At 72.1% G+C, this 10,537-nt stretch carries 11 protein-coding genes; 6 read left to right on the top strand and 5 right to left on the bottom strand.

What is annotated here, in order from left to right:
- Positions 1 to 151, bottom strand: a 151-nt coding sequence (locus ABFX54_RS29820) for a metal-sensitive transcriptional regulator (protein WP_346109885.1), incomplete at its 3' end; no start/stop codon positions are given.
- 112 nt (positions 152 to 263) lie between these two features.
- Here ABFX54_RS29820 and ABFX54_RS29815 point away from each other — a divergent pair.
- From ABFX54_RS29815 to ABFX54_RS29790, 6 genes are all read left to right on the top strand, one after another.
- On the top strand, positions 264 to 1,925 hold the full coding sequence (locus ABFX54_RS29815; RefSeq protein WP_346109883.1) for an aminotransferase class V-fold PLP-dependent enzyme: 1,662 nt from the start codon (positions 264 to 266) through the stop codon (positions 1,923 to 1,925).
- The gene (locus ABFX54_RS29810) at positions 1,922 to 2,275 is read left to right on the top strand and encodes a PIG-L deacetylase family protein (RefSeq protein ID WP_346109882.1); all 354 of its coding nucleotides are present in this window, start codon (positions 1,922 to 1,924) and stop codon (positions 2,273 to 2,275) included. Before ABFX54_RS29815 ends, ABFX54_RS29810 begins: the two co-directional genes overlap by 4 nt.
- A gap of 126 nt (positions 2,276 to 2,401) precedes the next feature.
- Entirely contained in the window at positions 2,402 to 3,094 is a 693-nt protein-coding gene (locus ABFX54_RS29805; protein ID WP_346109881.1) for a response regulator transcription factor, read from the top strand.
- A 521-nt stretch (positions 3,095 to 3,615) separates the two neighbouring features.
- Positions 3,616 to 4,488 (top strand): universal stress protein, encoded by an 873-nt coding sequence (locus ABFX54_RS29800; RefSeq protein ID WP_346109880.1) that lies wholly within the window; start codon positions 3,616 to 3,618, stop codon positions 4,486 to 4,488.
- 4 nt (positions 4,489 to 4,492) lie between these two features.
- Positions 4,493 to 6,010, top strand: coding sequence for a bifunctional aminoglycoside phosphotransferase/ATP-binding protein (locus ABFX54_RS29795; protein WP_346109879.1), 1,518 nt, complete (start codon positions 4,493 to 4,495; stop codon positions 6,008 to 6,010).
- Between the two features lie 90 nt (positions 6,011 to 6,100).
- Positions 6,101 to 6,895 carry an MBL fold metallo-hydrolase gene (locus ABFX54_RS29790; protein ID WP_346109878.1) on the top strand — a complete coding sequence of 265 codons (795 nt, stop codon included), beginning with the start codon at positions 6,101 to 6,103 and terminating at the stop codon, positions 6,893 to 6,895.
- On the opposite strand, the gene ABFX54_RS29785 is transcribed toward ABFX54_RS29790, so the two are convergent.
- From ABFX54_RS29785 to pdhA, 4 genes are read right to left on the bottom strand one after another with little or no spacing between them, the layout of a single operon-like run.
- Entirely contained in the window at positions 6,876 to 7,121 is a 246-nt protein-coding gene (locus ABFX54_RS29785; protein ID WP_346109877.1) for an acyl carrier protein, read from the bottom strand. The genes ABFX54_RS29790 and ABFX54_RS29785 overlap by 20 nt on opposite strands.
- Positions 7,118 to 8,518 (bottom strand): dihydrolipoamide acetyltransferase family protein, encoded by a 1,401-nt coding sequence (locus ABFX54_RS29780; RefSeq protein ID WP_346109876.1) that lies wholly within the window; start codon positions 8,516 to 8,518, stop codon positions 7,118 to 7,120. Before ABFX54_RS29780 ends, ABFX54_RS29785 begins: the two co-directional genes overlap by 4 nt.
- The gene (locus ABFX54_RS29775) at positions 8,518 to 9,483 is read right to left on the bottom strand and encodes an alpha-ketoacid dehydrogenase subunit beta (protein ID WP_346109875.1); all 966 of its coding nucleotides are present in this window, start codon (positions 9,481 to 9,483) and stop codon (positions 8,518 to 8,520) included. The genes ABFX54_RS29780 and ABFX54_RS29775 overlap by 1 nt, the downstream gene beginning before the upstream one ends.
- Before the next feature lies 1 nt (position 9,484).
- Positions 9,485 to 10,438, bottom strand: a complete 954-nt coding sequence (gene pdhA / locus ABFX54_RS29770; protein ID WP_346109874.1) for a pyruvate dehydrogenase (acetyl-transferring) E1 component subunit alpha — start codon at positions 10,436 to 10,438, stop codon at positions 9,485 to 9,487.
- Between the last annotated feature and the right edge of the window lie 99 nt (positions 10,439 to 10,537).

The following is a 10,537-nucleotide window of genomic DNA, read 5'->3' as shown; positions in this document are numbered from 1 at the left end:
GGTCGAGCGCTTTGGAGACGGCGGCGAGCTGGGTGAGGACCTTCGTGCAGTCCTCACCCGCCTCGATCATCGTGATGACGCCGGCCAACTGGCCGTGCGCCCGCTTCGGCCGGGTCAAGGCATCGCCCACCATGCTCTCGTTCGGCTCCATGCCCAATACACCCCCGGGAGTACCCGAGCAAGCAGATGAAGGGGGACCAACGGCGCTGCCGGAAGGACCAACGACCGGTCATCGCCCCGCTTGCGAAGAGGACGCTGGGGGAATGGTGGAACAGACCGCGGTGCCGACCTCACCGCTGCTGGAGCGCGTCCGCGCCGCCGTCATCGGTGACGACGAGGTGCTGGACGGACCGTACGGCCCGCGCCGCATCGTCTACGCCGACTACACCGCCTCGGGCAGGTCGCTGACCTTCGTCGAGGACTTCATCCGCGACCATGTCCTGCCCCGCTACGCCAACACCCACACCGAGAGCTCCGGCACCGGCCTGCAGACCAGCCGCTTACGCGAGGAGGCCCGCCGAGCCGTGCACGAGGGCGTCGGCGCCGGCCCGGACGATGTGGTGATCTTCTGCGGGTCGGGGGCGACCGCAGCGGTCAACAAACTGGTCGGCATCCTGGAGCTGCGCACGCCCGGCCGGTACGAGGGGCGGCCGGTGGTGTTCGTCGGCCCGTACGAGCATCACTCGAACGAGCTGCCCTGGCGCGAGTCGATCGCCGAGACCGTCGAGGTCGGCGAGGACCCGTCGGGCCACATCGACTGCGAGGACCTGCGCCGGCGGCTCGCCCGGTACGCCGACCGGCCGCTGCTGATCGGCAGCTTCTCGGCCGCCTCCAACGTCACCGGCATCCTGACCGACACCGGCCGGGTCGCCCGGCTGCTGCACGAGCACGGCGCGCTGTCGTTCTGGGACTACGCAGCCGCCGCTCCGTACGTGCCGATCCGGATGAGGGCGAGCGCGCTCGGCGCGGGCGATCACAAGGACGCGATCTTCCTGTCGCCGCACAAGTTCATCGGCGGCCCGCAGACGCCCGGCGTGCTCGTGGTGCGCCGCGACCTGGTCCGCAACCGGGTGCCCACCGCCCCCGGCGGCGGCACCGTGTTGTTCGTGGACCCGTCCGGGCACCGCTATCTCGACGACCCCGTCGCCAGGGAAGAGGGCGGCACTCCGGCCATCGTGGAGTCGATCCGCGCCGGGCTGGTGTTCCGTCTCAAGCAGGCCATCGGCACCGATCTCATCCAGGCCCGCGAGGAACGCTTCTGGCAGCGGGCCCTGCGGCGCTGGGAGCGTAACCCGGACATCGAAATTCTCGGCGACCGGCACGCGCACCGACTGTCGATCGTCTCGATCAGGATCCGCGCGGGCGGCGGGCTGTTCCTGCACCACAACTACGTGGTGGCGGTGCTGAACGACCTGTTCGGCATCCAGGCGCGCGGCGGCTGCTCATGCGCCGGCCCGTACGGTCACCGCCTGCTGGCCATCGACCAGGCGCACTCGCGGGCCCTCGAGCAGGAACTCGAGGCGGGCTGCCAGGGCATCAAGCCCGGCTGGGTGCGCGTCAACTTCAACTACTTCATCTCCGACACGGTCTGCGACTATCTCATCGAAGCCGTGGATCTGCTGGCCCGGCATGGCCACCGGCTGCTGCCCGACTATCTCTTCGACCCGGCCACCGGGCTGTGGCGGCACCGCGACGGCGCCGCCGAGCCGCTCCTGCATCTCAGTGACCTGCGCTTCGACGGGCGCGGCTCGCCTGCGGCCCGCGTACGGGCCGGCGAGGACGCCCTGCCGCGTCATCTGGAGCAAGCCCGCGCCATCCTGGAGTCGCGCCCGGACGAGATCGACCTGGCCCCACCGGACCTGCCGGACGACTTCGAACGCCTGCGCTGGTTCCCGCTGCCCAGAGCGTGCCAGGCCGCGCCATGAAGACACCGCTGGACGGCGCCGGCCGGGCGCTCGCCGTGGTGGCGCACCCTGACGACGAGTCGTTCGGGCTCGGCGCCGTCCTCAGCGCCCTGACCAGGCGCGGGACCAAGGCGGTGGTGCTGTGCTTCACGCACGGCGAGGCGTCCACCCTGCACGGGGTCGATGGTGATCCGCACCGGATCCGGGCCGCGGAGCCGGCCGCCGCGAGTACCGCGCTCGGCCTCGCGCACACGCGAATAGCCGTCGACCGTACCGCCAAGCCGGCGCGATCGCCCGGCACCGTAGCCAGGCCGAGAGCAACCCGGTGCTGTGGCGCGGCCTGGAACTCCTCGGCGATGCCGAACACCTGAGGCTCCTGCAACCGCGCACCGTTTCCTGTCGTCAATGGGTCACTGCAGGGCCAGGTGACTCGTGGTACGGCGATCCAGGACCTTTGGCCCTGCGCCGGTGCCCGGAGGCCGGGATAGAGCTGGGGTATGGCAGGGACGGTGCTCGTCGTGGAGGACGAGAAGGCGATCCGCGATCTGCTGCGGCGCTATCTCGAACGTGCCGGCCATGGCGTGCTCACGACCGGTTCGGGGGCTGAGGCGCTGCGGCTGCTGGAGGCCGGTGATGTCGATCTGATGGTGCTCGACCTGGGCCTGCCCGACCTCGACGGGATCGACGTTCTGCGCGCCGCCCGTGCTGGAGGCGGAACGCCGGTGCTGGTGCTCACCGCCCGCGACGCGCTGGAGGAGCGCCTCCAGGGCTTGCGCCTGGGGGCCGACGACTATGTGACCAAGCCGTTCAGCCCGATGGAGGTGGTCCTGCGTGTGCGGGCGGTCCTGCAGCGCGCCCGCGGCCAGAACGGCGCAGGTGACCCGGCATCTTACGGCGGCGGGCGTCTGCGGATCGACGAGCCGCGCCACGAGGCCGTCCTGGACGGCGAGCGGCTGGACCTGACGCCGACCGAGTGGGGGATGCTGGTGGCGCTGGCCGCGGTGCCCGGCCGCGTCTACTCTCGCTACGAGCTGGTCAACCGGGTGCGCGGGTACGAGTTCGCCGGCTACGAGCGCACCGTCGACTCCCACGTCAAGAACCTGCGGCACAAGCTCGGGCCCGCGGGCTCGGAGATCGTCCAGACCGTGCTGGGTGTCGGTTACCGGCTGGGACTGGGTCGTGACCCGTGATCGCGGCCGGGCGGGCATGGGCCTGCTCGGGCCGCTCGGGCGGCGCCTGCTGGCCGCGTTCGTCGTGGTCACCCTGCTGTCGGTGGCGGCGCTCACCCTGGCCTCGCTGATCGGGACGGGCGCCGGCATCACCGCCGCACCCGTCGTGGTGGCGGGGATGAGCGTCGGCACGGTGCAACTGCGGTTCGGCACACCCGCCGACTCCGGCGCCCGCGATGTCGCCTGGGGCTGGATCGCGGCCGCCGCCCTGCTCGCGCTGGCTCTCGCGCTGGCCGCGAGCTTGTGGGTGACCCGCCGTATGACCGTCCCGATCGGCGCGGTCACCCATGCCGCGCGGGCGTTCGCCGCCGGGCGGCGCGGCAGAAAGTCGTCGTGGGCGGGCCGAAAGGCACGACCCTCCAGCACATTCGCGATCTGGCGCAGGAATGGGCCGAAGGCCGTGGGGTGCGGGACCTTCGATGGTGGTGCCGCCCTGGCCCCGGAGGTGTGCTGCAAGAGAGGGGCCGAGGAGGGCGAGGACGATGATCATTGTGGGGGTCGACGGGTCGCGGGCCGGGCTGGAGGCGGTCGGCTGGGCCGCTCGGGAGGCGGCGATCCGGCAGGCGGAGCTGAGCGTGGTGCATGCGCTGCCACGATGGGTCTGCGATCGCGACGACGGCCGCTACGCCGAGGTGGCCGCATGGATGCGCCGGGGCGGCAAAGAAGTTCTCGACGCGGGCGAGGAACGGGCCCGCCGCGAGAACCGCGACGTCAAGGTGACGGCCGACCTGCTGCCCGGCGACCCGCGCACCGCGCTGGTCAGGGCATCGAGGGACGCCGAACTTCTGGTGGTCGGCAGCCACGGGATCGGCGGGGTGCGCGGGCTGCTCGTCGGCTCGGTGGCGTACGGCGTCGCCGGCCGCACCGCCTGTGACCTGGTCGTGGTGGGTGCGCTGCCGTCGCTGCCGCGCGGTGAGATCGTGGTGGGGGTGGACGGCTCGTACCGGTCGCGGCTCGTACTGGAGGCGGCCTTCGCCGAGGCCGATCGGCGGGGCACGACGCTGCGCGCCGTGCACGCCTGGGCCTGGCCCCGCATGGACGGATTCGAGCCGGCTGATCCCGCCAGGGAGGCCGGAGCGCTGATCCTGCTGAAGGAGACTCTCGCCGGATACGGCGAGTCGCACCCCGACGTGCCCGTGGTGGCCGAGATCGTACACGGCCATCCTGCCGAGGTGTTGCGGCAGGCGGCCTCCGGTGCCGACGTGCTCATGGTGGGATCTCACGGGCACGGCACGTTCGCCGGAATGGCACTCGGCTCGGTCAGCCAGGAGTTGCTGCACCGCACGCCCTGTCCGCTGTGGGTGGTTCCTACCGGTCTCCACCACCGCGGGGAGCCCGAGCCGAACGCGAGGTGACGTCATGTCCATCGTGGTCAAGGAGACGCACGCCGCCGTGGTCGTCCTGTTCGGCGAGCGCGCTTACAAGCTGAAGAAGCCGGTGGACTTCGGCTTCCTGGACTTCACCACGCGGCGCGCCAGGCTGGCCGCCTGCCGCCGCGAGGTGGAGCTGAACCGCAGGCTCGCCCCCGACGTGTACGAAGGCGTGGCCGACGTGCGCGGCCCCGACGGCCAGGCGTGCGAGCATCTGGTCGTCATGCGGCGCATGCCCGAGGAACGGCGCCTGGCCACGCTGGTGCGCGTCGGCTCGCCCGTGGACGAGCAGCTGAGGGCGATCGCCCGCGCCGTCGCCGGGCTGCACGCCGCAAGCCCGCATGGCCCCGCGATCGACCACGAGGGCAGTGTGAAGGCGCTGCACAGCCGGTGGACCGACAGCTTCGACCAGGTACGCGGCCTGCCCTCGCCACCGATCGAGCGGCCCGTGCTGGACGAGATCGAACGCCTGACACTGCGCTTCCTCGACGGCCGCGCATCCCTGTTCGAGGCCCGAAGGTCGGCGGGCCGGATCGTGGACGGCCACGGCGACCTGCTGGCCGAGGACATCTTCTGCCTGGACGACGGCCCCAGGATCCTGGACTGCCTGGAGTTCGACGACCGGCTGCGCTACCTGGACGGGCTGGACGACGCCGCGTTCCTGGCCATGGACCTGGAGCGGCTGGGCGCACCCCGGCTGGCCGAGCGCTTCCTGAGCTGGTACGCCGAGTTCTCCGGCGACCCCGCGCCGCCGGCACTGTGGCACCACTACGTCGCCTACCGCGCCTTCGTCCGCGCCAAGGTCGCCTGCCTGCGCCACTGGCAGGGCGAGACCGACACGACAGGGGAGACCCGCCAGCGGGCCGAGGCGGAAGCGCAGGCCCGGCGACTGGCCGAGCTCACGCTGCGCCACCTGCGAGCGGGCGCGGTGAGCCTGATCCTGGTCGGCGGCGCGCCCGCGACCGGCAAATCCACGATGGGCATGGGCCTGGCCGACCGGCTCGGCCACACGCTGCTGCACAGCGACCGCGTCCGTAAGGAACTGGCCGGGCTGGACCCGATGAAACCCGCCCCCGCGCCCTACCGGCAGGGCATCTACGACGCCGCGCACACCGAGCAGACCTACGCCGAACTGCTGTCGCGCGCGGAGAAGCTGCTCGGCATGGGCGAATCGGTCATCCTCGACGCCTCCTGGACCGCCCGCCGGCACCGGGACAAGGCCGGGGAGATCGCCACCCGTGCCGCCGCCGACCTCGTACAACTGCGCTGCACCGCCATGCCCCAGATCATCGCCCGGCGGCTGGCCGCCCGGCGGCCCGGCCTGTCGGACGCGGACCCGGCGATCTCCCTGGCCATGGCCGCGGGCCTGGACGCCTGGCCGGCCGCCGTCGAGATCGACACCGGCGCCGACCTGCCGAACAGCATCGAACGGGCCCTGGAAGCCGTGCACCCGGTGGAGCAGAAGCCGTCATGGTGCTTCCGCCGGCCCCAGCTCGAACCCGGATGAGAAGGGAAGCGGCGATGGACGAGCAGGTCATAGGCCGCCGACTCAAAGCGCGTGAGCCGGGACGCCCGCACATCCGAGGGGAGCGAGCCGATGAGCGTACGGCCTGAGGAGATCGCCCGGCAGGTGTACCGGCTGGAGACCGGGCACGGGCTCACCGAGGCGAACGTGTACCTGGTCGGGTCGCGGTCCGGCTGGGTGCTGATCGACACCGCGTGGGCCGGCCGGGCCCCGGACATCCAGGCCGCGGCCGCGTCACTCTTCGGCCCCGGCAGCAGGCCCGAGGCGATCCTGCTCACCCACATCCACCCCGACCACTCGGGTGCGGCCCCGGCGCTCGCCGCGGCCTGGCACGTGTTCGTGCACGTGCATCCGGAGGAGCTGCGGTTCGCGCCCGGCCGGTACCTCCCCGAGTACGCCCACCCGCTCGATCGCCGGGTCATCGCCCCGCTGCTGAGGCTGGTGCCACGGCGCCGGCTGGAGGCGATGCGGGCCGGGAACAGCCTGGAAGGCGCGGTGGTGGGCTACGAGCCGGACGAGGGCGTACCTGGTCTGACGGGCTGGACCTGCGTACCGACCCCCGGCCACACGCCCGGGCACGTGGCCTTCCTCCGCTCCGCCGACGGCGTGCTCATCAGTGGTGACGCGGTGGTCACGGTCGAACTGAACTCCCCGCGCGGGTTCCTGCGGCCGCGGCTGTCAGGGCCTCCCCGCTACACCACCTGGGACTGGGACCGCGCCCGGAGGTCGGTCGAAGAGCTGGTCGAGTGGCAGCCGCGCCTGCTCGCCCCCGGCCACGGCCGCCCGGCCTCCGCACTCGGCGGGCGCGGACTGCGCGACCTCGCCCGGCGAATGAGACGCCTTTCCCTCACCCGCGGTCCGCGATGATGAAGGCGGTCGCACCGGCCATGGTGGTGACCTTCGGATAGTCGTCCTCCTCGATGCGGCGGCCACCGGCCTCGCTGAGGATTTCGACGTAGGCGAGGAAGTCCAGCGAGTCGAGTTCGAGCAGGTCCCGGAAGTCGGCGTCCGGCGGGACGGCCTGCAGGTCGGCTTCGGGGGCGACCTGCAGGAGAGCGTCCTGAACCATCTCCATGGCTTGTTGCGGGGTCATAGCTCCTCCGGGTGGTTGAGCAGGCGGTCGACGGCAGTGAGGAAACGCGCGCCGGTGTAGCCGTCGGTGGCGCGATGGTCGGCGGCGAGGGTGACGGTGACCAGGGGGCGGACGCCGAGCAGGCCGTTGACGGCCCACGGCCGTTCGGTGATCCGGCCGAAGCCGGCCAGCGCCACCTGGGGCGGGTAGATGACGCCGTGCACCGACTCCACGCCCTGCTCGCCGAGGTTCGTGGCGGTGATCGTGGCCTCGGTCATCTCCGTGCCGCGCAGGCGTCCGCCGCGGGCCCGCAGAACGAGGTCCTTCATGCCTGCCATGAGGTCGGCGAGGCCGAGCCGGGCGGCGTCGTGGAGGGCGGGGGCGATCAGGCCGCCGCCCCTCAGCGAGATAGCCACCCCGAGGTGCACGGCCTCGCCGGGGACGAAGCGGTCGTCGGTCCAGAAGCCGTTGAGCTCGGGAACCTCCGAGGCCGCCAGTGCGGTCGCCTTGAGAAGCACGGCGGCCGGCAGGATGCGCCGGGAGACGGGCAGGTCACGGTTGCGGTCGCGCAGCCACGCCAGGGCGGTGCTCATGTCTGTGGTCTGGGTGAGGTAGTAGTGCGGGATCTCGCGTTTGGAGCGGCTCATCGCGCGGGCGATGGCCTGCCGCATCGTGGCCTGCCGCGCGCCGTTCCGCCGCTCGGCCGCGTCGGGCGGGGAAGGCCGCGGTTCTGGCGTCGGGCCGGTGGCGGCGCGCCGTACGTCTTGCGAGTGGATGGTGCCCGTGCGGCCGGTGGCGGCGTGGCGTACGTCTTGTGCGCGGATGGCGCCCGTGCGGCCGGTGGGTGTCACGGTGGCCAGGTCCACGCCCAGCTCGCTCGCGAGACGGCGGGCCAGCGGTGAGGCCTTGAGCCGGGCCGCGAGTGCCGCCTCGCGCCCGTCCCGGGGCGGGTGGCCCTGCGCGGGAGGGGTCGCGCGGATCACGTCGGCGCGCGTCACCTTGCCGCCAGGCCCGGTGCCGGGTACGGCCGCGAGGTCCACGCCTTGTTCGGCGGCGAGGTGTCGTACCAGCGGGGACAACACGGGAGAAGGCGGCACGCCCGCGCTCGGGGTCGCGGGAGGCGGGGCCTCGGGCGTCGGCGGTGTCGCGATCGGGCCGGGCTCGGTACGGGACGGCGGCTGCGCCGCTTCGGTGATGACGGCCAGCGGGGTGCCCACTGGGACGCGCTGGTCCAGGCCGACGAGCAGTCCGGTGACCACTCCGGAGTGGAAGGACTCGACCTCGATGGTGGCCTTGTCGGTGTCGATGACCGCGATGGGGTCGCCCTTGGCGATGGTGTCGCCGGGCTTGACCAGCCATTCGGTGATGGTGCCGGTTTCCATGTCGGCGCCGAGCGAGGGCATGCGGAACTCGGCCATCACGCGCTCACCGCCCGCCGGGCGGCCGCGACGATGGCGGGCACCTGGGGCAGGGCGGCCTCTTCCAGGTGGCGGGCGTAGGGGATGGGCACTTCGGCGGTGCAGACGCGCTCGATCGGGGCGTCCAGCTCGTAGAAGGCGTGCTCGACGAGCCGGGCGATGATCTCGGCGGACAGGCTGCCCGAGCGCCAGCCCTCGTCCACGATGACCGCCCGATGCGTCCTGGTCACCGACTCCACGATGGTCGCCTCGTCCAGGGGCCGTAGCACGCGCAGGTCCACGACTTCAGCCTCGATACCGCCGTCGGCCAGCTCGTCGGCGGCGGACAACGTCTTGTGCAGGGTGCCGCCGTAGGTGAGCAGGGTGACGTCGCGGCCTGGGCGGCGCATCGCCGCGCTGGTGATGTCCACCTTCTCGGTGCCGGGTTCGCCGGAGGTGTTGTAGAGGGTGCCGTGCTCGAAGATCAATACGGGGTCGGGGTCATCGAGGGCGGGCGCGAGCATCCAGCGGGCATCGGCCACCGTGGCGGGGGCCAGGATGCGCAGGCCGGGGATGTGGGCGTACCAGCCTTCGAGGCTGTGGGAGTGCTGGGCGGCGAGCTGCCGTCCGGCGCCGGTGGTCATCCTGATCACCAACGGGACGTTGAACTGGCCGCCGGACATGTGCAGGATCGTCGCGGCGTTGTTGAGGATCTGGTCGAGCGCGAGCAGGCTGAAGTTGACCGTCATGATCTCGACAATGGGCCGAAGGCCGCCCATCGCGGCGCCGATGCCGGCGCCGACGAACGCCGATTCCGACAGCGGCGTGTCGCGGACGCGCTCGGGGCCGAACTTCTCCAGCAGGCCGAGGCTGACGGCGAAACAGCCGCCGTAGGCGCCGACGTCCTCGCCCATCAGGAACACCCGCTCGTCGGTAAGCATGGCCTCGCTGATGGCCTCGCGCATCGCTTCCCGGTAGGTGGTCATGTCACACCTCGCTGTGGACGAAGCGGGTGAGCTCCCCGACCGGCTCGAGCGGTGCCTGCTCGGCGAACTCGATCGCCTCGTCGAGCTCCTGGGCGATCTCCTTGTCCAGCTCGGCCCGCTCCTGCTCGGGCAGCTCGATCGTGTCGACGGGGTCGCGGTGCTTCCACTGCTCGATCTCAGCCTTGTCGCGGTAGCGGTCGGGGTCGTACATCGAGTGGGCGCGGAAGCGGTAGGTGCGCAGCTCCAGGAAGTGCGGGCCGGCGCCGCCGCGGACGGCCTCGCACGCCCGCTCGGCCGCGTTCACGACCGCGTGCACGTTCATGCCGTCGACCGGCCAGGCCGCCACGTCGTACGCCGCGGCGCGCAGCGCCAGGTCGGTCTCGGCCTGGGATCGCGCCAGCGCTGTGCCCATCGCGTACTGGTTGTTCTCGCAGGCGAACAGGACCGGCAGCCGCCACAGAGAGGCCAGGTTGAGGCACTCGTGGAACTCGCCCTCGGCCATCGCGCCCTCGCCGAAGAAGCAGGCTGTCACCCGTGGGCGGTTGAGCAGCTTGTCGGCCAGCGCCAGCCCGACGGCCAGCGGGAGGCCGCCGCCGACGATGGCGTTGCCGCCGTAGAAGCGGCGTTCGGCGTCGAAGATGTGCATCGAGCCGCCGCGGCCCCGGCTGGTGCCGGACGCCTTGCCGTACATCTCCGCCATGATCGCCTTGGCGGGCACGCCGCGGGCCAGGGCGTGGCCGTGCTCGCGGTAGGTGGACACGACCGTGTCCTCAGGGGTCAGCGCGTGGCAGACGCCGGCGGCCACGGCCTCCTCGCCGATGTACAGGTGCATGAAGCCGCGGATCTTCTCGGCGCTGTACAGCTCCACGCAGCGTTCCTCGAAGCGGCGGATGCGCAGCATCTGACGCAGCAGCTCCCGGTCGTGGGACGGCGGGGTACGCGATTTACGTGCCATGCCCTCACGGTGCGCCCGCCGGCCGGGACGGGACAGGGCCCAAGGTCCCTGGTTCACGAGGCAATGGGTCCTGCCTGCGCCGGGGGCGACCTCACGCAG

The organism is Nonomuraea maheshkhaliensis (assembly GCF_039529435.1).
Lineage (GTDB): Bacteria > Actinomycetota > Actinomycetes > Streptosporangiales > Streptosporangiaceae > Nonomuraea > Nonomuraea maheshkhaliensis.
This window is presented reverse-complemented; position numbering and strand designations above follow the sequence as displayed.

Coding starts and splice junctions, on each gene's coding strand:
- ABFX54_RS29815 (WP_346109883.1), top strand. CDS start 264: ATGGTGGAACAGACCGCGGTGCCGACCTCACCGCTGCTGGAGCGCGTC.
- ABFX54_RS29810 (WP_346109882.1), top strand. CDS start 1,922: ATGAAGACACCGCTGGACGGCGCCGGCCGGGCGCTCGCCGTGGTGGCG.
- ABFX54_RS29805 (WP_346109881.1), top strand. CDS start 2,402: ATGGCAGGGACGGTGCTCGTCGTGGAGGACGAGAAGGCGATCCGCGAT.
- ABFX54_RS29800 (WP_346109880.1), top strand. CDS start 3,616: ATGATCATTGTGGGGGTCGACGGGTCGCGGGCCGGGCTGGAGGCGGTC.
- ABFX54_RS29795 (WP_346109879.1), top strand. CDS start 4,493: ATGTCCATCGTGGTCAAGGAGACGCACGCCGCCGTGGTCGTCCTGTTC.
- ABFX54_RS29790 (WP_346109878.1), top strand. CDS start 6,101: ATGAGCGTACGGCCTGAGGAGATCGCCCGGCAGGTGTACCGGCTGGAG.
- ABFX54_RS29785 (WP_346109877.1), bottom strand. CDS start 7,121: ATGACCCCGCAACAAGCCATGGAGATGGTTCAGGACGCTCTCCTGCAG.
- ABFX54_RS29780 (WP_346109876.1), bottom strand. CDS start 8,518: ATGGCCGAGTTCCGCATGCCCTCGCTCGGCGCCGACATGGAAACCGGC.
- ABFX54_RS29775 (WP_346109875.1), bottom strand. CDS start 9,483: ATGACCACCTACCGGGAAGCGATGCGCGAGGCCATCAGCGAGGCCATG.
- pdhA (WP_346109874.1), bottom strand. CDS start 10,438: ATGGCACGTAAATCGCGTACCCCGCCGTCCCACGACCGGGAGCTGCTG.